This is a genomic window from Methylobacterium sp. W2 (genome assembly GCF_020662345.1).
Lineage (GTDB): Bacteria > Pseudomonadota > Alphaproteobacteria > Rhizobiales > Beijerinckiaceae > Methylobacterium.
The window spans coordinates 1-24,537 of the sequence record NZ_VMOA01000020.1; the positions used below are offsets into that span (position 1 = coordinate 1).

General features: G+C 67.1%; 21 protein-coding genes and 1 pseudogene. 11 read left to right on the forward strand and 11 right to left on the reverse strand.

The window, feature by feature from the left end; translation table 11 throughout:
• From FPV16_RS12835 to FPV16_RS12850, 4 genes and pseudogenes are all read left to right on the forward strand, one after another.
• A pseudogene (locus FPV16_RS12835) lies at positions 1 to 174 on the forward strand (oxalate/formate MFS antiporter); the annotation flags it as partial.
• 3 nt (positions 175 to 177) lie between these two features.
• The gene (locus FPV16_RS12840; RefSeq protein ID WP_227438641.1) at positions 178 to 954 is read left to right on the forward strand and encodes a fumarylacetoacetate hydrolase family protein; all 777 of its coding nucleotides are present in this window, start codon (positions 178 to 180) and stop codon (positions 952 to 954) included.
• A gap of 48 nt (positions 955 to 1,002) precedes the next feature.
• Entirely contained in the window at positions 1,003 to 2,013 is a 1,011-nt protein-coding gene (locus FPV16_RS12845) for a ketopantoate reductase family protein (RefSeq protein WP_227438643.1), read from the forward strand.
• Between the two features lie 118 nt (positions 2,014 to 2,131).
• Positions 2,132 to 3,667 (forward strand): acyl--CoA ligase, encoded by a 1,536-nt coding sequence (locus tag FPV16_RS12850; RefSeq protein WP_227438645.1) that lies wholly within the window; start codon positions 2,132 to 2,134, stop codon positions 3,665 to 3,667.
• A gap of 234 nt (positions 3,668 to 3,901) precedes the next feature.
• Here the strand turns inward: FPV16_RS12850 and FPV16_RS12855 are convergent, their stop codons facing one another.
• Positions 3,902 to 5,050, reverse strand: a complete 1,149-nt coding sequence (locus tag FPV16_RS12855; RefSeq protein WP_227438646.1) for a sensor histidine kinase — start codon at positions 5,048 to 5,050, stop codon at positions 3,902 to 3,904.
• Between the two features lie 333 nt (positions 5,051 to 5,383).
• Here FPV16_RS12855 and FPV16_RS12860 point away from each other — a divergent pair, with 333 nt between their 5' ends.
• Positions 5,384 to 5,692: a hypothetical protein gene (locus tag FPV16_RS12860; RefSeq protein WP_227438648.1), complete on the forward strand. Its 309-nt coding sequence runs from the start codon at positions 5,384 to 5,386 to the stop codon at positions 5,690 to 5,692.
• Here FPV16_RS12860 and FPV16_RS12865 read toward each other — a convergent pair whose 3' ends face one another.
• The 5 genes from FPV16_RS12865 to FPV16_RS12885 all read right to left on the reverse strand — a co-directional run bounded on the left by FPV16_RS12865 (position 5,693) and on the right by FPV16_RS12885 (position 12,965).
• Positions 5,693 to 7,552, reverse strand: coding sequence for a potassium transporter Kup (locus FPV16_RS12865; RefSeq protein ID WP_227438767.1), 1,860 nt, complete (start codon positions 7,550 to 7,552; stop codon positions 5,693 to 5,695). It lies immediately after the preceding gene.
• Positions 7,553 to 7,945: 393 nt separating this feature from the next.
• A complete protein-coding gene (gene bioD / locus FPV16_RS12870) occupies positions 7,946 to 8,629 on the reverse strand; it encodes a dethiobiotin synthase (RefSeq protein ID WP_227438650.1) in 684 nt (227 codons plus the stop codon).
• On the reverse strand, positions 8,626 to 9,399 hold the full coding sequence (locus FPV16_RS12875) for a ferredoxin--NADP reductase (RefSeq protein WP_227438652.1): 774 nt from the start codon (positions 9,397 to 9,399) through the stop codon (positions 8,626 to 8,628). The genes bioD and FPV16_RS12875 overlap by 4 nt, the downstream gene beginning before the upstream one ends.
• Positions 9,400 to 9,762: 363 nt before the next feature.
• The gene (locus tag FPV16_RS12880; RefSeq protein ID WP_413629284.1) at positions 9,763 to 11,421 is read right to left on the reverse strand and encodes a methyl-accepting chemotaxis protein; all 1,659 of its coding nucleotides are present in this window, start codon (positions 11,419 to 11,421) and stop codon (positions 9,763 to 9,765) included.
• Positions 11,422 to 12,029: 608 nt separating this feature from the next.
• A complete protein-coding gene (locus FPV16_RS12885) occupies positions 12,030 to 12,965 on the reverse strand; it encodes a ring-cleaving dioxygenase (protein WP_227438654.1) in 936 nt (311 codons plus the stop codon).
• Between the two features lie 154 nt (positions 12,966 to 13,119).
• Between FPV16_RS12885 and FPV16_RS12890 the strand changes: the two genes are divergently transcribed.
• Positions 13,120 to 13,743 carry an FMN-dependent NADH-azoreductase gene (locus FPV16_RS12890; protein ID WP_227438655.1) on the forward strand — a complete coding sequence of 208 codons (624 nt, stop codon included), beginning with the start codon at positions 13,120 to 13,122 and terminating at the stop codon, positions 13,741 to 13,743.
• A 10-nt stretch (positions 13,744 to 13,753) separates the two neighbouring features.
• On the opposite strand, the gene FPV16_RS12895 is transcribed toward FPV16_RS12890, so the two are convergent.
• The 4 genes from FPV16_RS12895 to secB all read right to left on the reverse strand — a co-directional run bounded on the left by FPV16_RS12895 (position 13,754) and on the right by secB (position 17,345).
• Positions 13,754 to 14,350, reverse strand: a complete 597-nt coding sequence (locus FPV16_RS12895) for a HupE/UreJ family protein (RefSeq protein WP_227438657.1) — start codon at positions 14,348 to 14,350, stop codon at positions 13,754 to 13,756.
• A 162-nt stretch (positions 14,351 to 14,512) separates the two neighbouring features.
• Entirely contained in the window at positions 14,513 to 16,051 is a 1,539-nt protein-coding gene (gene hisS / locus FPV16_RS12900) for a histidine--tRNA ligase (RefSeq protein ID WP_227438659.1), read from the reverse strand.
• A gap of 95 nt (positions 16,052 to 16,146) precedes the next feature.
• On the reverse strand, positions 16,147 to 16,632 hold the full coding sequence (locus tag FPV16_RS12905; RefSeq protein WP_227438661.1) for a DUF3429 domain-containing protein: 486 nt from the start codon (positions 16,630 to 16,632) through the stop codon (positions 16,147 to 16,149).
• 203 nt (positions 16,633 to 16,835) lie between these two features.
• Positions 16,836 to 17,345 carry a protein-export chaperone SecB gene (gene secB, locus FPV16_RS12910; RefSeq protein ID WP_227438662.1) on the reverse strand — a complete coding sequence of 170 codons (510 nt, stop codon included), beginning with the start codon at positions 17,343 to 17,345 and terminating at the stop codon, positions 16,836 to 16,838.
• A gap of 436 nt (positions 17,346 to 17,781) precedes the next feature.
• Between secB and FPV16_RS12915 the strand changes: the two genes are divergently transcribed.
• From FPV16_RS12915 to mnmE, 5 genes are all read left to right on the forward strand, one after another.
• Positions 17,782 to 18,510: a Tim44/TimA family putative adaptor protein gene (locus FPV16_RS12915; RefSeq protein ID WP_227438664.1), complete on the forward strand. Its 729-nt coding sequence runs from the start codon at positions 17,782 to 17,784 to the stop codon at positions 18,508 to 18,510.
• Between the two features lie 16 nt (positions 18,511 to 18,526).
• The gene (locus tag FPV16_RS12920) at positions 18,527 to 19,717 is read left to right on the forward strand and encodes a murein transglycosylase A (protein WP_413629286.1); all 1,191 of its coding nucleotides are present in this window, start codon (positions 18,527 to 18,529) and stop codon (positions 19,715 to 19,717) included.
• A complete protein-coding gene (locus FPV16_RS12925; RefSeq protein WP_227438666.1) occupies positions 19,714 to 20,376 on the forward strand; it encodes a Smr/MutS family protein in 663 nt (220 codons plus the stop codon). The genes FPV16_RS12920 and FPV16_RS12925 overlap by 4 nt, the downstream gene beginning before the upstream one ends.
• Before the next feature lie 252 nt (positions 20,377 to 20,628).
• On the forward strand, positions 20,629 to 21,972 hold the full coding sequence (gene rho, locus FPV16_RS12930; protein ID WP_227438667.1) for a transcription termination factor Rho: 1,344 nt from the start codon (positions 20,629 to 20,631) through the stop codon (positions 21,970 to 21,972).
• A gap of 248 nt (positions 21,973 to 22,220) precedes the next feature.
• Complete coding sequence (mnmE, locus tag FPV16_RS12935) at positions 22,221 to 23,528, forward strand: tRNA uridine-5-carboxymethylaminomethyl(34) synthesis GTPase MnmE (RefSeq protein WP_227438669.1); 1,308 nt, start codon at positions 22,221 to 22,223, stop codon at positions 23,526 to 23,528.
• 102 nt (positions 23,529 to 23,630) lie between these two features.
• On the opposite strand, the gene FPV16_RS12940 is transcribed toward mnmE, so the two are convergent.
• Complete coding sequence (locus FPV16_RS12940) at positions 23,631 to 24,524, reverse strand: ParB/RepB/Spo0J family partition protein (RefSeq protein WP_227438780.1); 894 nt, start codon at positions 24,522 to 24,524, stop codon at positions 23,631 to 23,633.
• Positions 24,525 to 24,537 lie beyond the last annotated feature (13 nt).

Consider the following 24,537-nt stretch of genomic DNA (forward strand, 5'->3'; position numbering starts at 1 on the left):
ACCGCCAAGGGCACCGCGGCCCTCCTGGTCCCCGTGGCGAACTACCTCCAGCAGGCCACCAACAGCTGGGACGGCGTCTTCCTCGTCGCGGCCGGCGCCAACATCCTCGCTTCCCTCCTCGCCATCGTGCTTCTGAAGCCCTGGCGTGCCCGCGTCGTCGCCCGGAGCATCTGAACCATGGCCCGCTGGATCGGATACACCCACGACGGACGCGCCGGCTTCGGCCGCCTCGACGGAGAACAGGTCACTGTCCACGAGGGCGACCTCTTCGACGCGCCCCGGGCGACGGGGGAGGTCCTGCCCCTCGCCGACATCGTTCTCGACCTGCCGTGCCGGCCGAGCAAGGTCATCGCCCTGTGGAACAACTTCTCCGCCATGGCCGAGAAGCAGGGGCTGACCCCTCCGGTCGCCCCGCTGTTCCTCTTGAAGCCGGCCAACACCTATCGCCCGAGCGGCGCCGAGATCGCGGTGCCGGATTGTGCCGGACGCATCCTGTTCGAGGGTGAGCTCGGCATCGTCATCGGCAAGGTGGCGGGCCGGAGCGCGCGCGACCTCACCCCCGACGAGGCGGCCGACCATATCTTCGGCTATACCTGCGTGAACGACGTGACCGCCCTGGAAATCCTGAAGGCCGATCCGAGCTTCGCCCAATGGACGCGCTCCAAGGGACTGGACGGGTTCGGTCCCTTCGGCCCGGCCATCGCCACCGGCCTCGACCCCGAGGCGCTCTCGGTGAAGGTGCGGGTGAACGGGCGCGAGCGCCAGACCTATCCCCTCTCCGACATGATCTTCCGCCCGCACGAGATCGTCGCCATGATCTCGCGGGGCATGACGCTGGAGCCCGGCGACGTCATCGCCTGCGGCACCTCCAACGGTTCCGGCCCGATCCCGAAGGGCGCCACCGTCGAGGTGGAGATCGAAGGGATCGGTATCCTGTCGAACCGCTTCTCCTGAACCGCGCACATCAGAACGACACGGCATCCGGACAATGAGGACACGAGCATGAGCATCGCGATCGTCGGCGCAGGCGCCATCGGCGGATTTCTGGGGGTTCGCCTCGCGAATATCGGCGAGGACGTCACCTTCATCGCACGCGGGGCCAATCTCGATGCCATCCGCTCCAATGGCATGCGCCTGATCGAGGAGAACGGCTCCGAGATCCACGTGACGAACCTCAAGGCCACGAAGTCCATGGAGGAGGCCGGCGTTCACGACGTGGTGCTGCTCACCGTGAAGGCGCATCAGGTCGGGCCGATCGCCGCCGATCTCCACCACCTCATCGGCCCCGACACCATCGTCGTGACCATGCAGAACGGCATCCCGTGGTGGTACTTCTCGGGTGGCCATGGCGGCGAACTGGCCGGGACGCATCTGGAAACCGCCGATCCGGGCCGGCTCATCGCGGAGCATCTCGACCCGAAGCACGTCATCGGCTCGGTGGTCTACCCGGCCGCCGTCCTCACCGAGCCCGGCGTGGTCCAGGTGATCGAGGGCCACCGCTTCGGTCTCGGCGAACTCGACGGCTCCATGAGCCCGCGGGTCCAGGCTCTGGCGCAGCTCCTGATCAAGGCGGGCTTCCGCGCCCCCGTCACCAGCGACATCCGCGCCGAGATCTGGCTCAAGCTCTGGGGCAATCTCAGCTTCAACCCGATCTCAGCCCTGGCCCACGCCACCCTGGTGGATATCTGCCAGTTCCCGGAGACGCGGGCGCTGGCCGCCGACATGATGCGTGAGGCGGAGGCCATCGCGAACAAGCTCGGCATCACCTTCAAGCTCGGGATCGAGCGGCGCATCGCCGGGGCCGAAAAGGTCGGCGCGCACAAGACCTCGATGCTGCAGGACGTTGAGGCCGGCCGGCCGATCGAACTCGAAGCCCTCGTCGGCTCGATCATCGAACTCGGTCGCCTCACCGACACCCCGACCCCGCATATCGGCACCGTCTACGCCCTGATGCGGCTGCTCTCGCAGAGCCTCGAACGGGCGCAGGGACGCCTGTCCATCGCCAAGGCCTGATCCGACGATCCCCCGGCGGTCGCCACCGACCGCCCATCCCCGTGAACATGTGCCGCTCCCCATGCGGCGGACCGCCTTCACCACCCCGAAGGCAACTGACGATGAGGACACAGCTTCCATGGCCGAGACCGCAACCACCTTGCACGCGCTGATCCAGGCGGGCGCCGACGAGGCCAATGCCCTGTCGAGCCCCGGCGGGGTTCCGCTGACCTTCGGCGCCCTGCGGGCGCTCACGGACAGCACCATCGCGGCTCTCAACGCGCAGGGGATCGGCCGTGGCGACCGGGTCGCCATCGTCCTCGACAACGGGCCTGAAATGGCCGCCGCCTTCATCGCCATCGCGGCGGGCACCACCTCGGCGCCCCTGAACCCCGCCTACAAGGCGGACGAATTCGAGTTCTACCTGACCGACCTCAACGCCAAGCTGCTGGTGGCGGCAGAGGGCTCGCAGAGCCCGGCGGTGGCGGTGGCCGAGAAGCTCGGCGTGCCGGTGGTGCGCCTGACGCCGACGCCCGAGCAGGGCGCGGGCAGCTTCACCCTCGCTTTTGCCGCCTCCGATGCCACGCCGGCGGCCCAGGGCGGCCCGGCCCATCCCGACGATATTGGCCTCGTCCTCCACACCTCCGGCACAACGTCACGCCCGAAGATCGTGCCGCTGAAGCAGTCGAACGTCTGCGCCTCGGCCCGCAACATCCGCACCACCCTCGCCTTTACGGCCGAGGATCGCGGCCTCAACATCATGCCGCTGTTCCATATCCACGGCCTCATCGCCGGCATCCTGGCGCCGCTCTCGGCGGGCGGGCAGGTCTGCTGCACGCCAGGCTTCAACGCTCTGAAGTTCTTCGGCTGGATGGGGGAGGTCCGCCCGACGTGGTACACGGCGGTGCCGACGATGCATCAGGCGATCCTCGGCCGCGCGGCCCGCAACAAGGAGGTCATCGCGGCCAATCCTCTGCGCTTCATCCGCTCCTCCTCGTCCTCCATGCCGCCGCAGGTGATGAAGGAGATCGAGGAGGTGTTCGGCGCACCGCTGTTGGAAGCCTACGGTATGACCGAGGCCGCCCACCAGATGGCCTCGAACCCGCTGCCGCCCCGGCCGCATTATGCCGGCTCGGTGGGCATCGCCGCCGGCCCCGAGATCGCCATCGTCGACCATGACGGCGAGCCCCTGCCCACCGGCGAGACCGGCGAGATCGTCATCCGCGGCGACAACGTGATGACCGGCTACGAGAACAACGAGAAGGCCAATGCCGAAGCCTTCACCAAGCAGGGCTGGTTCCGCACCGGCGACCAGGGCACGCTGACCCCGGAGGGCTACCTCTCGATCACCGGACGCCTGAAGGAGATCATCAACCGCGGCGGCGAGAAGATCTCCCCGCGCGAGGTGGACGAGATCCTGATGGATCATCCGGCGGTGTCCCAATGCATCACCTTCGCGATGCCGCACGACAAGCTCGGTGAGGACGTTGTGGCGGCCATCGTCCTGCGCGAGGGCCACGACGCCCTGTCGGAGAAGGACCTGCGGAGCTTCGCCTCCGAGCGCCTCGCCCCGTTCAAGGTGCCGGCCAAGATCATCTTCCTCGAGGAGATCCCGAAGGGCGCCACCGGCAAGCTCCAGCGCATCGGCCTCGCCCAGAAACTCGGCCTGGCTTAAAAGCGGGGGCATTCCCGCCCGCACTGGGAAAGACGTCCTCGGAAACAGCTCCGGGGACGGCCTTGCCTCTCATGGCCCGTCACGATCCATCGTGACGGCGCTTCTAAGCAGGTTCCGCAGAAGTGGCCCCCGGTTCTGCGATTAAAACCTGCGACACAACAAAGAGCTAAGCGGGGTGAAGCGTTGGCTTGCCTACGCGAACCTGCTTAGTGGACGGGTGTCGTTCGCGTTCCACTATGTGGGCAGGAGCATCCTCAGCGAGAAATGCGCGCCCTTCACGACGGGCGCCACGGTGAGCGGGCCGCCGAGCTGGCGGCCGAGATTGTTGATGATGCGCATGCCGAGGCTCGCGCTCCGGGCCTGGGTCGGGTCGAACCCGTCCGGCAGGCCGACGCCGTCATCGGCGACGCCGATGACGAGGCCCCCCTCCTCATGCGGACGGGCGGTGACCCGAATTTCGCCCTCGCCGTCGGGATAGGCGTATTTGATCGCGTTGGTGACGAGCTCGTTGACGAAGAGCCCGAGCGGAATCGCGAGATCGGCCGGGATATCGAGGCGCGCCGCCTCACAGCGGATGACATGGCGCCGGGCGTTGTCCTGGAGGTTGCTACAGAGCGCTTCAAGGAAGCCGGAGACGTCGATGGCGCCGAGGGTCGGCTGGCGCCAGAGCTGATCGTGAACCGCGGCCACGGCCTCGACACGGGTGCGCGCATCGGCGAGGGCTTCCTTCACTTTCTCGTCGTCCGAGCCACGAGCCTGCAGGGCCAGGAACCCGGCGACCACCGCGAGGCTGTTCTTGACCCGATGGCTCATCTCGCGGGACAGAAGGTCCTGCCGTTCCAGCGCCGCTTTCAGCCGCGCCTCGCCGCGCTGGCGCTCAATGGCGCCGCCGAGGAGATTGGCGAAGCCCTGCATGAAGGCGATGTCCGCCTCCTCGAACTTGCCCTCGCGGGTGTCGTCCACTTCGAGCACGCCGTAATTCCCGTCGCGGTTGGCGATGAGCACATTGATGGCCCGCTTGATGCCGTGGTCGGCCATGATCTGCGGCGTGCGAAACCGGGTTTCCACCTGAAGGTGATTGGAGATCACCGGCTGGCCGGTCTTGAGGGCGAAGCCCGCCGGGGACGCGAGATCGGCCCCTACGATGGCCTTGCCGACGACATCGTCCTTCCAGCCCACACCGGCGCAGATCATCAGGCAATCCCGCTCCGCGCAGTATTCCAGCGCCTTGCAGAACTCGGCCTTCATGCCTTCCGCGCACAACTCGACGGCGCGATGCAGCAGGGGCAGCAACTCGGTGGCACGCAGAGCCTCGACGCCGAAATCCGAGAGCAGGGCCTGCTGACGCAGACGCAAGGCCAGGGCGGGCGAGACATCGGTCATGGAAGATGGTCCTGCGACCGGCTGGATAGATGAGAAGAACGCCGTCCGGTCTGTGCGGTGCCGGGAGGCCGGATGCAAGGGTGACCGGCGTAACTTGCGTAAGGACGGCGCGGGAAGGACCGGATCGGCGGCGACGCTCCAGCAACAATCCGCACGGGAGGAGAATATCAAAGACGGATGATAGATTACATAATAAGTACTTATGATGAAAAATGCCACACTACGTGGCGATGACTTAATATTATTGCCTGAAAGAGAAGATTTCGCTATCCCCGGAAAGCCGGTGTCGAAGGAATAACGGATCAGTCGGCGCGATCGGTGGGAGGATGCGAGATGATCGACAAGAAAGCTGCCCGTGCCGTCCTCGTGGCGACGACGCTCCTGGCCTCCGCCCCGGCACAGGCCCTGTCGATGAACGACCCGCTCACGGAATGGAGCAAGGGCACGGCCGTGGACCGCATGCAGATCGCGTCGCGTCTCGGCAAGTCGTTCAACGGCATCAGCGAGAGCTTCACCGCCGGCTACTTCCTGAAATGCATCGACGACGTGGCCGTCTACGGCAACGCCAAGGCCGCCAGGATCGAGGATGCCATGCGCGAATGCGTGGCCGCGCGGATGCCGCGCAGCCCGGACGCCGAATAGTCAGATCTCGATTTCGGTGCCCACCTCCACGAGTTGCCGGGTGGGGATGCAGAACTGCGCGCCGGTGGCCTCGGCGTTGCGCAGGAGGAAGGCGAAGATGGTCTCGCGCCACGTCGCCATGCCCCGGTCGTCGCTCTTCGGGATGATGGTCTCGTGGCCGATGAAGATGGTCAGGTCGTCGAGGAACGCCTTCGGCAGCGTGCCGCACTCGACGGCGCATCGCAGGCCATCGGGGATCGAGGCGTCCTCCATGAAGCCGTAATGCAGGACGAGGCGAAAGATGTCCGGGGTAATCTCGGTCACCTCGGCGCGCTCGGTCTGCGGCACGCTCGGCGCCTCCTCGTAGAGCGCGGTGACGAGGAGGATGCGCTTGTGAAGGGCGTGGCTGCGCTCGACGAAGCGCGACAGGTGGAGCGGAATGCCGCTTGTCGCCGAGGATAGGAAGGCGGCATTGCCCGGCAGAATGATCGGGGGCTCGCGGCGCAACTGCGCGATGAACTCCGCCTCGGGCTGCCGCAGGGTCGTTCGGGCCTCCTCCACCAGCAGGTTCCCCTTGCGCCAGGTGAGCATCAGGAAGGCGACGAAGCCGGCCAGCACCAGGGGAAACCAGCCGCCCTCGAACAGCTTCACGCTGTTGGCGCCAAGGAAGACGAGGTCGATGGCGAGGAAGAAGCCGTTGACGGCGAAGACCGCGATGGGGTTGTAGCCCCATTTCAGCGCCACCAGGGCGGCGAGCAGGGTGGTGATCGCCATGAGCGACGAGACGGCGATGCCGTAGGCGCCGGCCAGCCTGTCCGACGAGCCGAAGGTGAGGACGGCGGTCAGGGTCGCGGCCGCCATCAGCCAGTTGATCACCGGCACGTAGATCTGGCCGCGCTCCTCGCGCGCCGTGTGGATCACCCGCATCGGCGGCAGGAAGCCGAGCTGGATCGATTGCTGGGTGAGCGAGAACACGCCCGAGACGATGGCCTGCGAGGCGATGACCGTGGCCAGCGTCGCGAGAGCGATCAGGGGGTAGTAGGCCCAGTCCGGGCTGAGGCGGTAGAACGGGTTCTCGATGGCGTCGGGCGAGACCAGCAGCAGGCCGCCCTGGCCGAAATAGTGGATGACGAGGGCCGGCAGCACGAGGCCGAACCAGGCGAGGCGGATGGGCCTCGCGCCGAAATGGCCGAGATCGGCATACATCGCCTCGCCGCCGGTGACCGCGAGGAAGGCCGCGCCGAGCATGGCGAAGCTCACATGCCAGCCGGCATGGACGAGGAAATCCACCGCGCGCCAGGGGTTGAGGGCGCCGAGGATCTGCGGCGCATGCCAGATGCCGCCGAGGCCCAGGAGCGCCAGAACGATGAACCACACCACCATCACCGGGCCGAAGATGCGGCCGATGAAGGCGACACCCTTGCTCTGCACCAGGAACAGTCCGATCAGGATCGCGATCGTGATCGGCAGGACGAGATGATCGAGCCCGGGGGCCGCCACCTTGAGGCCCTCCACCGCGCTCAGCACCGAGATCGCCGGGGTGATCGCACCGTCACCGTAGAGCAGGGCCGCGCCGACGAGGCCGACCACGAGCAGTGCGGCTTGTCGCGTGCCGGGCTTGGCATGGCGGGCGCCGAGGAGCGCCAGCATGGCGACGATGCCGCCCTCGCCCCGGTTGTCGGCGCGCAGGATCAGCACCGCGTATTTCAGCGAGACGATGAGGATCAGGGCCCAGAAGATCAGCGACACCGCGCCGACCACGGCGATGGCCTGGGGCGGGCCGCCGCCGGAGGCCGCCCGCACGGCTTCCTTGAAGGCGTAGAGCGGGCTGGTGCCGATATCGCCATAGACGATGCCGAGCGCCCCAAGGAGAAGGGGCAGGCCGGCGCGCGGAGGATCCGCGCTCGTCGAACCTGCGCTCTCCGCCGAAGCCCCATGGGCGGATGCGTGTTGGGCCAAAGGGGCGTTTCCTTTCGCGGGCAGCCCGGATGCGTTCGGATCGCCGCATGACCGAACCTAGCAGTGGCGGGTCCGCCGTCCAGGGACGGATTTCATTTGTAACGGATGAGGTGAGGAAACCGTGCACCTCCTCGCATTGAGGACGCCTGTCCGCTCGCTTGCCAGATCGGCAAACCTGAGATCGAAACCCGCACAACATATTGGCGATGAACGCCTTATCCGAACATCACGATCGGCGGGAATGACGGACTTTCCCGAGACGCCGATGACCGACTTCGTCATCGAGGCTACTCTCGCTGCATCCTGTCGTAAGGCCTAGACCAGCCGCGCCAGGGCCTCCGGGCATTCGCCGTCGCGGGCGATGCAGACGACCGGAGCCGGCACATGGCGGGCGATGGCGGCGGCGACCGTCTCGGGCGAGGTCGGCGCCCCGAGACTTTCGCAGACGACGACACCGAGCAGGGTCTGGCCATGACAGCGCAGGGTTTCCGCCGCGGTGAGGGCGTGGCTGATCGCCCCGAGATAGCTGCCGGAGACGAGGATGGTCGGCAGGGCCAGGGCCTTGAGCCAGTCGAGACCGGTGGCCTCCGCCGTCACCGGGCTCATCAGGCCGCCGACGCCCTCAAAGACGAGGATCGTCTCCGGGTCTGCCCCCTGGAGCCTGGCCTCGCACCAGCCGACGAGGTCGGACAGGCGCAGGGTCCGCCCTTCGCGCGCGGCTGCGAGATCGGGGCTGAGCGGCGCGAGAAAGCGCCAGGGCGAGCAGGCCTCCACCGTCTCGGGCGTCGCCGGCAATCCCTGCGCCTCCAGAAGGATCGCCGTGTCGCTCTCGCCAAACGCCGGATCGCCGAAGGGCGGGACACCGCTCGCCAGCGGCTTCAGGGTCGAGACCGTGCTTCCCCGTCGGCGCAGGGCGCGCGTCAGGGAGGCGGTGACGTAGGTCTTGCCGATCTCGGTCCCGGCGCCGGCAACGAAGACGGCGCGGGCACGTGCGCTCACTTCTCGACGAAGGCCTTCTCGATGACGTAGTGGCCGGCCTCGCCGTGGTTGCCCTCGACATAGCCGCCATCCGTCAGGAGCTGGCGCGTGTCGCGGATCATGTCGGGGGAGCCGCAGAGCATGAACCGGTCGTTCTCCACCGACATCGGCGGCAGGTCGATATCCTCGAACAGCTTGCCGGAGGTCATCAGGTCGGTGATCCGGCCGCGGTTGCGGAACGGCTCGCGGGTGACGGTGGGGTAGTAGATCAGCCCGGCGCTGATGACCTCGCCGAGGAACTCGTGGTTGGGCAGTTCCTGCGTGATCGTCTCGCCATAGGCGAGCTCGGAGACCTGGCGGCAGCCATGGACGAGGACGACCTTCTCGAAACGCTCGTAGGTCTCCGGGTCCTTGATGATCGACATGAAGGGGGCCAGACCCGTGCCGGTGCCGAGGAGATAGAGGTTCTTGCCCGGCATCAGGTTGTCGAGCACCAGGGTGCCGGTGGGCTTCTTGCCGACCATGATCGGATCGCCGACCTTCAGGTGCTGCAGCCGCGAGGTGAGCGGGCCGTTCTCGACCTTGATCGAGAAGAACTCGAGTTCCTCCTCGTAATTGGCCGAGACCACGCTGTAGGCGCGAAGGAGGGGCCGGCCCTCGACTTCGATGCCCATCATCACGAACTCGCCGTTGCGGAAGCGGAACGCGGGATCGCGGGTCGTGCGGAAGGAGAACAGCGTGTCGGTCCAGTGGTGGACGCTCAGCACACGCTCCTCGTTGAACTTGCTCATCGACGGGTCCGTCTCAAACTTCGCTTGCGAATCTCGGCTTTCAGCCGGGTCTTCTCGCACCTGCGGCGCGCCCGTCAAGGCATAGCAGGCGCGCAGGCAGCGAAACCGCCAACCGTCTGGAATCGCTCTGACTTAGAGGCATCGCTGCCACGGGGAATGTGACCTCGTGCCGATTCCGGCTCGTGACGGTGCGGGAAGACTCGCGGAACGGGGGGTTCGGCGCGCATCCCGGTGACCGTCGCCGGGAGGGAACGGTGGGGGTTCGGCCAGGGTGGGGACCGGGTGACGACGCAGGCCGCCCGCCTCATCGCGAGGCGGGCGGCGCTCACAGCCCCGGACGGGACGGGTGCGATGGGCCTCGGCTCAGGCCGCGCGGACCGTGTGGAGGAACTTCTGCACCTCCGAGCTCAGCCGTTCGGCCTGCCGCGCCAGTTCCGACGAGGCGGTGAACACCTGGCCGGCGCTGGCGCCGGTCTCCTGTGCCGCGCGGGCGACACCCGTGATGTTGGCGCTGACCTCGCCTGTCCCGATCGAGGCTTGCGCCACCGAGCCCGCGATCTCCCGGGTCGCGGCATCCTGCTGCGAGACCGATGCGGAGATGACGGCGGCCGTCTCGTCGATCCCGTGGATCGTCGAGGAGATCCCGTCGATGGCGCTGGTCGCCTGGCGGGTCGAGGACTGGATCGCCGCGATCTTCGCGGAGATTTCCGTCGTCGCCTTGGCGGTCTGGTTGGCGAGTTCCTTCACCTCCGAGGCGACCACCGCGAAGCCACGGCCTGCCTCTCCGGCCCGCGCCGCCTCGATCGTCGCATTGAGGGCAAGGAGGTTGGTCTGGCCGGCGAGGTTGGAGATGAGGTTCACGACATCGCCGATGCTGGCGGCGACCTCGCGGAGTTCCGCGACCGCCAGTGCGGTCTGCTCCGCCTCGCGGACGGCGGCGGCGGTCATCTCCGCCGAACGTGCGACCTGCCGGCCGATCTCCGCCACCGAGGCCCCGAGTTCCTCGGCCGAACCAGCCACGGCGGTGACGTTGGCCGAGGCTTCCTCCGCGGCCGCCAGGACCGCGCTCGACTGCGCCGACGTCTCCTCGGCGGAGGCCGTCAGTTGCGAGGCGGTCGCCTGCATCTCGGTGGCCGCGGCGGACACCATGCTCACGATCCCGCCGACCGCCGCCTCGAACTCGTCGGCGAGGGTATGCATGCCGGCCTTGCGTGCCGTCTCCGCGGCGAGGCGCAGGCGCTCGGTTTCGATCTCGAGGACGCGGTTGCGGATCATGCCATCCTTGAACACCTGCACCGCCCCCGCCATGGCACCGAGTTCGTCCGTGCGTGTCCGGTCCGGGATCGCGGCTTCGACGTCACCTGCTGCAAGCCGGTTCATCGCTTCCGTCATCCCACGGATCGGGCGGGCAACCGTCAGCATGGAGAAGAGGCCCGATCCGCCCTGGACGAGGACCGCTACGGAGCCAATCACGAGGCCCAGCAGGGTGGCCTTCTCCACGGCGCCGATCGACGAGCGGCGCGCTTCGTTGGTGAAATGCTGTGAATTGGCGAGGGACTGGTTGATCGCCACGAGCACCTTCTCGCGGATGGCGATGCGTTCGGCCCTGGTGGACGCCAGGGTCTCGTCGTTGGTCCTCTTGAGACCCTGGTCGAAGGTGATGGTGCTCGCCGCCCCGACGGAGAGCTCCGTGAACCGCGCCATCGCGGTATCGATATCCCTGAGGACGTCGGGTTTCAGCGCGATGCTGATCGGCGTCTTGAGGCCCTCGCGGGCGGACAGGAAGTCTGCCTCGAGCCGATCGATGGCCTTCTTATGCTCTTGCTCCGTTTCGGCGAGGCGCGCATCGCGGAAGCTGACCTGCATCTGGATCATGGCGAGCTGCGCGTTCTTGATGCCGTCGAGGATCGTCTGCTCCCGACTGACGGCTTCAATCGACTGGGTGATCCATTGGTTGCCCATCCACTGGTTGGCGACCAATCCGACCGCCAGGAACATGCCGATGGCTGAGAAAAACCCCAACTTCTTTGCGATCGATAACTTGGACATCGTTCAGCCTGAATTTCGATGGGACGGAAGAATGTCGGGGCCTTTTCACTGCTCTTGCCGACGGGAGGTTTTCCTCCGCTGTCCATTATCACGAATACAAACTAAATATTCGTTAATGGAAAACAATCTCTAATGAAAACTGTATTTCATAATAGTTGTTCAGATAAGTTAGGCTAAATACCGGTCCGGTCGTTTTCCTGTCTGGATCCCGGCTCCACCCACGTCAGAATCAGCCCCTCTCAAGAGAGGAAGATCTGATCCCTGCGTGGTCTAGTTGTCTGGGAGCAACCACGATCACCGACGGAGGCGGTGCGATCAGCCTGCCGGAGGCTGCATGCAGACGCGGGGATCATCGCCGATCGGGGCGATGCTTGTCACTATGATGCAGCGGGCGCGGCGGATGGCCGATTCATCGCTTCGCTAGAGCAGGTCCGCGCCACCGAGGCAGGTGAAGCAGGTCCGAGCGACCGGTGCCCGCCACCGGTTCCATCAGCCGCTCGGCCGCGGCCACTCCTCTCGAGCAGGCAATCCGGGTCAGCGCTCGTCGTCATGCGAAACCCGCCTTGTCTGTGGCCTTGCGATCACAAGGGCTTCAGCCCCGCTTCGATCTCGGCGCGGCGGCCTTCGAGGAAGGGCGGCAGGGACAAGCGCTCGCCCAAGGTCTCTAGTGGCTCGTCGGCTGTGAAGCCCGGACCGTCGGTGGCGATCTCGAACAGGATGCCGTTGGGTTCGCGAAAGTACAGACTGCGGAAGTAGTAGCGGTCCACCGGCCCGCTGGAGGGCATGCGGCGCTGCTTCAGCCGGTCGGCCCAACTGACGTAATCCGCATCGGGGATGCGGAAGGCGACGTGGTGGACCGCCCCCGCTCCCTGCCGCGCGGGCGGCAGGCCGGGTTCGGCCAGGAGGTGAAGCTCGGCCCCCGCGCCCCCCTCCCCCATCTGCCAGACGCGAACCTCGCCCTCCGGCACGTCATAGCTCCGGGCGTGGCTCATGCCGAGTACCTCGGCGAGCACGGCCTCCGTTGCTCCGATCCGCGCGACGCTGAGGCGGATCGGTCCCAGGCCCCGGATCTGGCGCTCCACCGGCACCGGGCTAGCGGGCCAGGGATGGGCGTCTCCGGCACCGCCATCATCCACCAGCATCAGGCGCTGGCCCTCCGCATCCTCGAAATCCAGGGTGAGGCGACCGTCGCGCAGGACTGGCTCCCCATGCGTCACGCCGTGGCGTGCGAGATACGCGTGCCACCAGGCGATCGTACCCTCTCCCGAGACGCGGAACGCCGTTCGAACGATGCTGTCAGTGCCGCGGCGCTCGGGCGGCGCCGGCCAGTCGAAGAAGGTCATGTCGGTGCCGGGCGCGGCGATGCCGTCGGCGTAGAACAGGTGGTAGGCTGAGACGTCGTCCTGGTTCACCGTCTTCTTCACGAGCCTCAGCCCGAGAATCTGCGTGTAAAAGGCCGCGTTGTCGGCGGCTTTCGCCGTGATGGCGGTGAGATGATGAAGTCCGGTGAACTGCATCGGCCTGTCCTGCAAATGACGATGTTCCGTTGAAATGGGTCATCTGCCGCGGGAATGCGATGGCTCGGCGGATCATCCGGAAAAGCGGCTCGACCCTGGGCCGGAGCGTGATGCGCGATACATCCCCCTCCTCACAGCCATTGGAGCCCTCCGCATGCCCCACCTGCTCTACGTCGAAGCGTCACCGCGCAAGGAGCGCTCGGCGTCGATCGAAGTCGCCCGCGCCTTCCTCGATGCCTGGGGTGAGACGCATCCTGAGGGCACGGTGGACGTCCTCGACGTCTGGACCACGTCGCTTCCGGATTTCGACGGAGAGGCGCTGGCCGGCAAGTACGCGGCACTGGCGGGCGACGCCTTGAGCCCGGCTCAGGAGGAGGCCTGGGTCGCGATCCGAGCGCTTGCGGCCAGGTTCCAGGCCGCCGATCTGATCCTGTTCGCGGTGCCGATGTGGAACTACACCATCCCCTACAAGCTCAAGCACCTGTTCGATCTGGTCTCTCAGAAGGATCTGCTCTTCACCTTCGACAAGCGCGGCCAGAACGGGATGCTCGAGGCGACGGCCGTCGTCGTCAATGCGCGGGGCGTCGCCATCGGCGAGGACTTCCCGGCCGAGATCTACGACCACCAATCGACCTACATGGCGACCTGGCTGCGCATGGTCGGCGTCACCGACGTCCACCAGATCGCAGTGGAGAAGGGTCTGATGGGAGCCGATCTCGACCGGCAATCCCGCGATCGGGCCCGCGCCGAGGCCGAAGCCCTGGCACGAACGCTGTAGGGCCTCGGCTTCAGAAAGCGCCGGCCAGGAGGCCGAGGCCGGCGGCGGCAAAAGCGGCGCCGGCAACCCGCAAAGCGGGACGCCCATTGCCCTCGCCGAGACGGCCCATGCCGAGGCCGAGAGCGAGGCCCGCGGCGTGAAGGAGGGCGGTGGCGGCGACGAAGCCGGCGCCATAGGCGAGGCCAGAGGCCGCCTCCGGCATCTCGGAGCCGTGGGCGTGGCCGTGGAACACCGCGAAGATGCCCACGAGGGCCATGGCTGCCGCCACCGGCATCGTCAGGCGCAGGGCGACGGCGGCACCAAGCACGGCGACGGACAGGGCGATGGCGGTCTCCACATGCGGAAGCGCCACGCCGGCCGCGCCGAGGGCGCCGCCCAGAACCATCATGCCGATGAACGACAGCGGGACGAGGAGTATCGCCCGGCCACCGACCTGCGCGGCGAGGAGGCCCACCGCCACCATGGCGAGCATGTGATCGAGACCGGTCAGCGGGTGCAGGAACCCATGGGTGAGGCCCGACGCATCGCCCTGCCCGGTATGGGCGAGGGCAGGACCGGCCATGAGACTCAGTGCCAGACCCGGCAGAATTCGAACACAGCGCCTCATTCCCACTCTCCCCGAAGCCCTAAAGGCTGTCACCCGCCCTGAATGCAGGACGTGACCGGTCCTGGCAACGGTCGTGCCGACGGTGGCGAGGTCGAATGGAGCTGCTGATGCGGCCATTCCTGCGCCGGGTCCCAGCGCAAGGAGCAGGCGAATCCGCCGGTCTCAGAAATGCCGCGCCAGCACCTCGCGGACGCGCTCGACCATCTCGTCTTCCTTGACGGAGAACTGCGCCGGGCGGGCGGCTTTCCATTCGGCGTTGCTGGCGATGGCGCCCGCCGCCTTGGCGCCTTCGATCAGGTCCTTGACCTGAACTTCGCCGGCCTCACGCTCGTTCGAGCCCTGAATGATGGCGCAGGGTGAGCCGCGCCTGTCGGCGTATTTCATCTGCGCCTTCATGCCGGAGCCGCCGAGATAGAGTTCGGCGCGGATGCCGGCCTCGCGCAGGCGCGCCACCAGACGCTGGTAATCGGCGATGTTGTCGCGGTCGAGGACCAGCACCACCACCGGACCGGGCTTCGCGGTGCCCTCGAGGAGCGGGCTGCCGGTCAGTTGCAGCGCGGAGAACAGGCGCGACACGCCGATGGAGAAGCCAGTCGCCGGCACCGGCTCGGCACGAAAACGGCCGACGAGGCCGTCATAGCGGCCGCCGCCCGCCACCGATCCGAAGCGCACGGTCTGGCCGTCCTCGTTGGTGACGGGGAAGGTCAGCTCGGCCTCGTAGACAGGGCCGGTATAGTATTCGAGGCCCCGTACCACCGAGGGATCGGCTCGGATGCGGTCGTGGCCATAGCCCGCCGCCGCGCAGAGCCGCATGATCGCATGCAGTTCGGCGATGCCTTCGCGGCCCGTCTCGGACGAACCGACGACATCGCTCCACGAGCCGAAGAACTGCTCCCAGAAAGCCATCCGGTCGCCCTCGGCGTCGGGGGCGGCCTGGAACGACACATAGGCCAGGATGCGTTCGATGGCATCGGGCGCGAGTCCCGCGCCCTTCGCGAAGTCACCGCTCTCGTCCTTCCGGCCCTCGCCGAGGAGCTGGCGCACGCCCTCGACGCCGAGGCGGTCGAGCTTGTCGATGGCGCGCAGCACGGTGAGGCGCTGGCCGGCCTTGTCCTCGCCCGAGAGGCCGATCGCCTCCATGACACCGTCGAGCACTTTCCGGTTGTTGACCTTGATGACGTACTGGCCGGAGAGACCGAGCTTCTCCAGCGTGTCGGCCATCAGCATGCAGATCTCGGCATCTGCCGCGACGGAGCCGGCGCCGACAATGTCGGCATCGCATTGCATGAACTGGCGGAAACGGCCCGGGCCCGGCTTCTCGTTGCGGAAGACGTAGCCGGCGCGGAAACTGCGATAGGGTTTGGGGATCGCGTCGAAATGCTCGGCCACGTGCCGGGCGAGCGGCGCGGTGAGGTCGTAGCGCAGGCTGAGCCAGGATTCGTCGTCGTCCTGGAACGAGAACACGCCCTCGTTGGGGCGGTCAAGATCGGGCAGGAACTTGCCGAGGGACTCGGTGTATTCGACGAAGGGGGTCTCCAGCGCCTCGAATCCGTAGAGCTCGAAGCTCTGGCGGATCGTCTCCAGCATCCGGTGTTGCGCCGCGATCTCGTCGGCGCGGCGGTCGACGAAGCCGCGCGGCAGGCGCGCCTTCAACGTGTCGGCCTTCGCGGGATCGGCCTTCTTGGATTCGGCCTTGGCCATGGTGTCTTCGCTTTGCGTTCGGTCTGTCGATGTCAGCCGGGCTCTATCCCGCGCGCTCTCGAGCGGCAAGCGCAGTCGGCCATAGGGCGATGTCGTCAGACTTTCAGGGCCAGCAGGGCGCACAGGCTGAGGATAGCAATGGGGATCTGCGTCGGGCGCAGGCGCGCGAAGAAGAGCGGGGCTTCCCCGGTGCGAGCGGCGATGGGATCGAGGATCGCCACGGTGGTGAAGCCGGCGATCAGGAGGGCGAGGGCCACCACCGTCAGGCCGAGGGATGCCGAGACCAGGGCGATAAACCCGAGGCCGAACAGGCCGAGCATGGTGGCGATCTGGATGAAGGTTGGGCCGCCTTCGGTGCGGAAGCTGACGCCGCGCCGTACCCCCGACAGGAAGAGCAGGATGGCGCAGCCCCACAGGATGGTGAGGTAAAGGATCGCATCTCCGAGATCGTCGCGCCGCCACCAGGCCAGTGCCGCGCCGACGGCGAAGGGCAGCATCGGGCCGTAGCCGAAGACGATGCCAAGCCAGGGCACCGTGCGGGGTTCGCTCACGGTGAGCGTACGCTTGTCGTCTCGGGCCATCGGTGAAGCGCTCCCTGCTGCGTGGCCGGGCAACCTCCGCGCCGGGAGGCGGTTCCGGGGCGCGGCGCCGCAGCCCAAGCGCGGCTGTTTTCACGTGCAACACGCGGCTTGCATCTCGAGACAAAAACGCCCCGGCGCGCGAAAAGCGGCCGAGGCGTTTCCGAGATCGAACATGGTTCGATCCTTAGCGATGTCTGGCCGAATCAGGAAGCCAGCGGTCCGGTCTCGCCGGCCTGCTGGTTCTGGGCCTCGAAGGCCTTCTGGCGGTAGAGGCCGACGAAATCGATCGGGTCGATATACAGGGGCGGGAAGCCACCGTTGCGCACGGCCTCGGCGATGATCTGGCGCGCGAAGGGGAAGAGCAGGCGCGGGCACTCGATCATCACGGCCGGGTGGAGCTGGTCCTGCGGGATGTTGCGCATGCGGAAGATGCCGGCATAGTTCAGCTCGAAGGCGAACAGCACCTCGTTGTTGATCTTGGCATCGCCTTCCAGGGTCAGTTCGACCTCGAAATCGGCCTCGGCCAGCTGCTTGGCGTTGACGTTGACCTGAATGTTGATCTGCGGGCCGCTTTCCTGCGGCTGGAGCGAGCGCGGCGCGTTCGGGTTCTCGAAGGAGAGATCCTTGGCGTATTGCGCCAGGGCGTTGATGGCGGGCGACTGGTCTTCGGCGGGAGCCGCGCCGTTGCCGTTCGGTGCCGGGGTATCGGCCATGGCGTTCTCGTCCTCTTTCGCGGGGTCTTTCGGCGCACCTCGGCGATCCACTGCGCAGCGTAACGTCTGATCGTCGCAGGGCCGGGTCCGAGCGACAGCGCGCTAACACGACGGGCCACCTCGGACAAGACGAGCGGCGGGAGCGGACGCAGCGGGAGCGCCGGGAGTTCGACCTATGAAGCGAAGCCGTCTCCGGACTCCGCGATCCGCTCTTGACCCTGAACCCTCCGGCATGGCTCCTCCGTGCCTGGATACGGCGCGCGGCGAGTCCCATATGCGGACTGAGCTCGTGGGTCGCGTCCTCCTCATCCAGGGCGGGATCCTTGGATTCTCCGGCTCGATCCTTGCGCGGCGCTCCGATAAAGGGCGTAGCGGCGGGATTTTCGGGAGCCCCCTCGAACACACATGTCGTGCGACGGCCACGATCGGATCGGTGATGCAGGATTCCTTCGATTTGACGACCCTGATCTTCCTGGCGCTCGCGGTGTTCGTCATCTGGCGGCTCCGGTCGGTGCTCGGGCAGAAGACCGGAGCCGAGCGCTCGCCGTTCAAACCAGTGGACCGGAGCCGCAACCCGGCGCCTCCGGCGCGGTCGGACGGCGACAACGTGGTGCGCCTGCCGGGTGCGGACCGTGCCCAGCCCCAGACTGATTCGGCGCCCGCCGCCGTCGCCGAGGTCCGCGATTGGCGCGGCATTGCCGAGCCCGGCTCGGCCGTCGCCCATGGCCTTGAAGCCGTCGTCCAGGCGGAGCCGAGCTTCGACCCCCGCGCCTTCGTCGAAGGCGCCAAGGGCGCCTATGAAGCCATCGTCATCGCCTTCGCCAAGGGCGACCGCAAGACCCTGCGCAGCTTGCTTTCGCGGGAGGTCTGCGAAGGGTTCGAGCGCGAGATCACCGCCCGCGAATCGCGCCGCGAGACGGTTGAGACCACTTTCGTCTCCCTCGACAAGGCCGAGATCGTCGCGGTGGACGTCCGCAACAAGGTGGCGCAGGTGACCGTGCGGTTCCTCTCCCACCTCATCACCGCGACCCGCAACGCCGAAGGCCAGGTCATCGACGGCAATGCCGAGGCCGTGGCCGAGGTGCCGGACGTGTGGACCTTCGCGCGCACGCTCGGCAGCCGCGACCCGAACTGGCAACTCGTGGCCACCGAAGCCGGCGCCTGAGGATTCAGGGTTTGTGGTGACCGGGTTTCTGAATCGGGCGTCCGTCGCCGCCCTGGCTCTCGTCGCTGGCTATCTATCCGGCCCGGTCGCTGTCGCGGCCGGGCCGCTTCGCGTGGGAGAAGCAGTTCTGGAGCCGGTGGACCTCGCGGCACTGCCGGGCTTTCCCGGCCCCGACCCGGCCGCCTCCCTCGACGCGTTTCGCCGAACCTGCGCCGCCCCCCCGGTGGAGATCGCCCCGACAGTCGCCGGCTCGGCGGAGGATCTCACCGCCGCCTGCCGCCGTGCCGCGTCGGTGGAGCCCCAGGAGGCTGGGACCTTCTTCACGCGGAACTTCGATGCCTATCGCATCGTGAGCCCGGGCGAGGCGGGTGGTGCGCCGCGCCGAACGGGCTTCCTCACCGGCTATTTCGAGCCGGAGCTCACCGGCGCCCTCGTCGCCGGCCCTGGCTTCACCGCCCCCGCCCTCGCCCGGCCGGACGATCTCGTGAGTCTCGCCCCCGGCGAAACCAAGCCCGGCCTCGACCCGGCCTTGCGGGCGGCACGGGCGACGGAGACCGGGTTCGAGCCCTATCCCGACCGTGCGTCCATCGAGGCGGGCGGCATGGGGGAGCGGGCCCGGCCGCTCCTCTACCTGCGCGATCCGGTCGACCTCTTCGTGCTCCAGGTCCAGGGGTCGGGGCGCGTGCGCCTTCCCGACGGGCGGTCCGTGCGTCTGCTCTATGACGGCCGCAACGGCCGTCCCTACACCTCAGTCGCCAAGCTCATCGTCCAGGCCGGACACCTGCCCCTCGAAGGCCTGACGCTGGCCCGCTGGACCGGCTGGCTCCGCGCAAATCAGGCCCTCGCCAAGCCGCTGATGCAGGCCAATGCCTCCTACATCTTCTTCCGCCTTGCCGAGGTGGAGGATCCCGGTCTCGGTCCTCCGGGGGCAGCGGGCGTTCCTCTGACGCCGGGCCGCAGCCTCGCGGTCGATTCCAACCTGTGGCGCTATGGAACGCCGTTCTGGCTCGACGGACGGATCGCGGGAGAGGACGCGCCGGGGCGTCTCGTAGTCGCTGCCGATACCGGCTCGGCCATCGTCGGTCCCGCGCGGGGCGACCTCTATCTCGGCACCGGCGAAGCGGCGGGGATCGCCGCCGGCAACCTGCGCGATGCGGTCGGCTTCGTGGTCCTGCTGCCGAAGCCGCGTATGGCGCCCGTTCCATGAAGTTGCCGCGCAGACCCCGTGGCCTGTCAGGCGAGGATGCGTTCCTCTGGGGCGAGATCGCTCGGCTGATTACCCCGTTGCGTGGCCGTGCCGTGCCGATGGCCAAAGCCGCGATGGCCAAAGCTTCGGCCACGGGGAATCCCCCTCCTCCGAAGAAGAAACCGGAAGCACCGGGGCTCGTCGCCAAACCGGTGACGAAACCGGTGCTTGAGAGGGCCACCTCGCCCGGTGGCGTGAAGCCCCCCGCGAAACGCCTCGTGAAGCCGATCCCGTCCCCCGTGGCGGCTCCGGCGGCTGTCGTCACAGCGCCGCCTCTGCCCGGGCTCGAACGCAAGGCACGTCTCGCCCTGCGGCGCGGATCCCTCAAGGTGGAGGCGCGGATCGACCTCCACGGATTGTATCAGGCCGAGGCTCATGGCGCCCTGGTCGGTTTCCTCATGCGCTGCCGCTCGGCGGGCCACGCCCATGTCCTCGTCGTCACCGGCAAGGGCGGCGGGGCGGGCTATGACGAGGCGTTCTCGGAGCGCGGCGTCCTGCGCCGTCAGGTTCCGCATTGGCTGCGCTCGCCGGAACTCCGCAGCATCGTCATCGGCTTCGAGGAAGCGGCACGCCACCACGGCGGCGCGGGCGCGCTCTATGTGCGCCTGAGACGCCGCTGAAGCGTCAGTCCCGATGGCCGAACGGCTCGCCCTTCGCTCGCGCGAGTAGGGCTTGAGCGCGATGCGGAAACGGGATATGGGGGAAGCCCCTCCTTTTACGCCGTGTTGCATCCGAGAGCCATAGGCTCCCCTTAGACGATGCGCGGAGCCGGTCTTTACCGACGCTCCGACATAGGTGCCGACAAGGCATCCGGCGCTTTTCCAACTGTCCCGCCCGATCAACCCTCGTCCATCGTCGGTTCTCATTCTCCCATGACGTCACAGAACGATTCCCTCCTTCCCGTTGATCCGCCGGCCGAGGTCGGATTGGTCGCCGCCGATCTCGGTCAGCACCGGGAGGTCAAGCTTCAGGATCTGAAGTCGAAGACCCCCACCGACCTGATCGCCTTCGCCGAGGAGGTCGAGGTCGAGAACGCCTCCACCATGCGCAAGCAGGAGCTGATGTTCTCCATCCTGAAGCAGCTCGCTGCCAAGGAGGTCGAGATCATCGGCGCCGGCACCGTGGAAGTGCTGCAGGACGGGTTCGGCTTCCTGCGTTCGTCGGAATCGAACTATCTGCCGGGTCCCGACGACATCTACATCTCGCCCACGCAGATCCGCCGCTTCGGCCTGCGCACCGGCGATACGGTCGAGGGGCCGATCCGCGGTCCGAAGGACGGTGAGCGCTACTTCGCCCTGCTCAAGGTGAACACGATCAACTTCGAGAACCCGGAGAAGATCAAGCACAAGGTCCATTTCGACAATCTGACGCCGCTGTTCCCGACGCAGCGCTTCAAGCTCGAACTGGACGCGCCGCCGAAGAAGGATTTCAGCCCGCGCATCATCGACATCGTGGCCCCCATCGGTAAGGGCCAGCGCGCCTTGATCGTGGCGCCGCCGCGCACCGGCAAGACCGTGCTGATGCAGAACATCGCGCAGTCCATCACCATCAACCACCCGGAATGCTACCTCATCGTGCTGCTCATCGACGAGCGCCCCGAGGAAGTCACCGACATGATTCGCTCGGTGAAGGGCGAGGTCATCGCCTCGACCTTCGACGAGCCGGCCACCCGCCACGTCCAGGTCGCCGAAATGGTGATCGAGAAGGCCAAGCGCCTCGTGGAGCATGGCCGCGACGTGGTCATCCTGCTCGACTCGATCACCCGCCTCGGCCGCGCCTACAACACCGTGGTGCCGTCCTCCGGCAAGGTGCTCACCGGCGGTGTGGACGCCAACGCACTCCAGCGCCCCAAGCGCTTCTTCGGCGCCGCGCGCAACATCGAGGAAGGCGGCTCGCTCTCGATCATCGCCACCGCCCTCATCGACACCGGCTCGCGTATGGACGAGGTGATCTTCGAGGAGTTCAAGGGCACCGGCAACTCCGAGATCATTCTCGACCGCAAGGTCTCGGACAAGCGCATCTTCCCGGCCATCGACATCACCCGCTCGGGCACCCGCAAGGAAGAGCTCCTGGTGCCGCCGGATTCGCTCAAGAAAACTTATGTGCTGCGGCGCATTCTCAATCCGATGGGCGTCACCGACGCCATCGAGTTCCTCATGGACAAGCTGCGCCAGACCAAGAGCAACAACGACTTCTTCGATTCGATGAATACCTGACGGCGTTTCCCTCGCCATGAACCACCCGCCGCCGGACGGCGGGTGGTTCATGGCGAGGCTTGTTCCCCTTCTCGTTTCATCCCCCGGCGAGAGCTTGGAAAGAGGTGAATGAGAGGGACCTCGATCTCTCGACGGGCGAAGCCAAAAAGTAGTGCTTTCTTTCAGAAAGTAGTTATTTTGCCGACTAATATAACTCCGGAATGCGGGACGCTTATCCTACTCCGGTCAGTCTTGGCAGGATGTCCGCCATGAGCGACGGCACCACCATCTTCGCCCCGGCGAGCGGCTTTGGCCGTGCCGCGGTCGCGGTGATCCGCATCAGCGGTCCGGCCTCCGCTTCCCTCGTCGAGACCATGGCCGGCCGTCTGCCGCCGCCCCGCCGGTTCTCGCTCTGCACCCTTCGCGACACTGCGGGCGGGGACGTGCTCGACTCGGCCCTCGTCGTCTGGATGCCGGGACCCACCACGTTCACCGGCGAGGATATGGCAGAACTCCACCTTCATGGCGGCCTCGCCGTGCGGTCTGCCGTCATGGCCGCGCTCGGAGTACATCCCGGCTGCCGCCTCGCCGAACCAGGTGCCTTCAGCCGCCGCGCCGTGGAGAACGGGCGGATGGATCTCACCGCCGCAGAGGGAGCCGCGGACCTGATCGACGCGGAAACGGACGCCCAACGGCGTCAAGCTCTCCGCCAACTCGACGGTGTCCTGGGCCGCAAGGTCTCCGATTGGCGGGACCGCCTGATCGATCTTTTGGCTGGAGCCGAGGCTGCCCTCGATTTCTCCGATGAAGGCGATGTTGACGACGCAGCCCTCGACGCGGCGTTGCACGCGAAAGCGCAGGCGATCCGCGATGAGATCAACGTTACCCTCGCCGATGGCCGACGGGGGGAGCGCCTGCGGGAAGGGTTCGTGGTGGTTCTGTCCGGTCCTCCGAATGCCGGCAAATCGACCTTGCTCAACGCATTGAGCCGACGCGACGCCGCCATCGTTTCCGCAATTCCAGGCACGACGCGGGATCTCATCGAAATCCGCTGCGATCTCGGCGGATTGCCGGTCCTCATCGTCGATACGGCGGGACTGCGTGACACCGTCGATCCCGTAGAAGCCGAAGGCATCCGCCGCACCCGCAAACGAATGGAACAGGCCGACCTCGTCCTTGCCCTCCACCCCGGCGATGACCGGGTCAATGGAGTGGATCCCTTACCCGATCGCGCCATTCCGGTGCGTACGAAAGCCGATCTTGGATGCGACGGGGGCGGCAGCATCGCCGTTTCCACAGTAACCGGAGAAGGCATCGACCGCCTGCTTAGCCTGATCGAAGCACGGGCGGAGGCGGCTCTTGGCGGAGGTGATGCGCTCATCACCCGGGAACGCCACCGCGACGGGTTGACCCGCTGCCGCGATCACCTCGGCCGCGTACTATCGGGCCCTGCCCTTCCGGAACTCCTCGCCGAGGATCTGCGCCTTGCCGTACGCGCTCTCGGCGAGGTCGCTGGCCGGGTCAGCGTCGAAGATATGCTCGACCGCCTGTTCTCCGGCTTCTGCATCGGGAAGTAGGGATGCGGACGGACACTTCGGGGCTCGATGTCTCGACCCCAGATCACCGTCATCTGACGCATCAGGCGTGAGGGGAAACGGGGTAACGCTGCAGAACGAGCCTTATGCCCCGTTCGACACCTCGAACCGCTTGCACAAGGCGTCGAGTTCTTCCGCCGTCTCGTAGCGGATGCGGATTTCTCCGCTGCCCAGGTTCTTGGATTTCAGCGAAACCGAAACGCCGAGCGCCCGCGCCATGGCCTGTTCGAGGCTGCGCACTTGTCCGTCGCGCTCAGGCTTGCGCGGGCGCCCGGGACGCGGCGCATCGCCCTCGGGCACTTCCGCCGAGGCAAGAGCCTCGACGTCGCGTACGGACAGGCCCTCGGCCACGATCCGCCGCGCGACGCCTTCGGGATCTCTCACCGCGAGCAAAGCGCGGGCATGACCAGCCGTGATCTCGCCCGCCACGACGCGGTCCTGGATCGCGCTGGACAATTGCAACAGCCGCAGGGTGTTGGCGAGATGGCTGCGGCTTTTGCCGATGATCTCGGCGAGTTCGGTCTGGCTGTAGCGGAATTCGCTCATCAGCCGCTCGTAGCCAGCTGCTTCTTCGATGGCGTTGAGGTCGCTGCGCTGGACGTTCTCGAGAATGGCGTATTCGAGGGAGGTCCGATCGTCGATCTCGACGACGACGATGGGCGCTTCGTGCAGCCCGGCGCGCTGAGCGGCCCGCCAGCGGCGCTCGCCCGCGACAATCTCATAGGTATCCGGCACGCCCGCCAGCGCCCGCACGACGATGGGCTGGATAATACCGCGCAGCTTGATGGAGGCTGCAAGCTCGTCGAGCTCGGCTTCAGGGAAGCGGCGGCGCGGGTTGCGCGGGTTGGGGCGCAGAAACTCGACGGCGACCTTGCGCTGTGCCTGCGGCTTTCCCGCATCGCCGTTGTCGTCGCCGAAATCCCCAATCAGGGCCGCAAGCCCACGCCCGAGCCGGGGCCGTGCCACATCATCCGCCATCGCCACCTGCTTC

Bases quoted from the DNA above. Each gene is read 5' to 3' on its own strand.
- FPV16_RS12940 (WP_227438780.1), bottom strand. From the start codon at position 24,524: ATGGCGGATGATGTGGCACGGCCCCGGCTCGGGCGTGGGCTTGCGGCC.
- FPV16_RS12845 (WP_227438643.1), top strand. From the start codon at position 1,003: ATGAGCATCGCGATCGTCGGCGCAGGCGCCATCGGCGGATTTCTGGGG.
- FPV16_RS12860 (WP_227438648.1), top strand. From the start codon at position 5,384: ATGATCGACAAGAAAGCTGCCCGTGCCGTCCTCGTGGCGACGACGCTC.
- FPV16_RS12890 (WP_227438655.1), top strand. From the start codon at position 13,120: ATGCCCCACCTGCTCTACGTCGAAGCGTCACCGCGCAAGGAGCGCTCG.
- FPV16_RS12875 (WP_227438652.1), bottom strand. From the start codon at position 9,399: ATGAGCAAGTTCAACGAGGAGCGTGTGCTGAGCGTCCACCACTGGACC.
- FPV16_RS12895 (WP_227438657.1), bottom strand. From the start codon at position 14,350: ATGAGGCGCTGTGTTCGAATTCTGCCGGGTCTGGCACTGAGTCTCATG.
- FPV16_RS12905 (WP_227438661.1), bottom strand. From the start codon at position 16,632: ATGGCCCGAGACGACAAGCGTACGCTCACCGTGAGCGAACCCCGCACG.
- mnmE (WP_227438669.1), top strand. From the start codon at position 22,221: ATGAGCGACGGCACCACCATCTTCGCCCCGGCGAGCGGCTTTGGCCGT.
- rho (WP_227438667.1), top strand. From the start codon at position 20,629: ATGACGTCACAGAACGATTCCCTCCTTCCCGTTGATCCGCCGGCCGAG.
- FPV16_RS12840 (WP_227438641.1), top strand. From the start codon at position 178: ATGGCCCGCTGGATCGGATACACCCACGACGGACGCGCCGGCTTCGGC.
- FPV16_RS12850 (WP_227438645.1), top strand. From the start codon at position 2,132: ATGGCCGAGACCGCAACCACCTTGCACGCGCTGATCCAGGCGGGCGCC.
- hisS (WP_227438659.1), bottom strand. From the start codon at position 16,051: ATGGCCAAGGCCGAATCCAAGAAGGCCGATCCCGCGAAGGCCGACACG.
- secB (WP_227438662.1), bottom strand. From the start codon at position 17,345: ATGGCCGATACCCCGGCACCGAACGGCAACGGCGCGGCTCCCGCCGAA.
- FPV16_RS12855 (WP_227438646.1), bottom strand. From the start codon at position 5,050: ATGACCGATGTCTCGCCCGCCCTGGCCTTGCGTCTGCGTCAGCAGGCC.
- FPV16_RS12925 (WP_227438666.1), top strand. From the start codon at position 19,714: ATGAAGTTGCCGCGCAGACCCCGTGGCCTGTCAGGCGAGGATGCGTTC.
- FPV16_RS12885 (WP_227438654.1), bottom strand. From the start codon at position 12,965: ATGCAGTTCACCGGACTTCATCATCTCACCGCCATCACGGCGAAAGCC.
- FPV16_RS12915 (WP_227438664.1), top strand. From the start codon at position 17,782: ATGCAGGATTCCTTCGATTTGACGACCCTGATCTTCCTGGCGCTCGCG.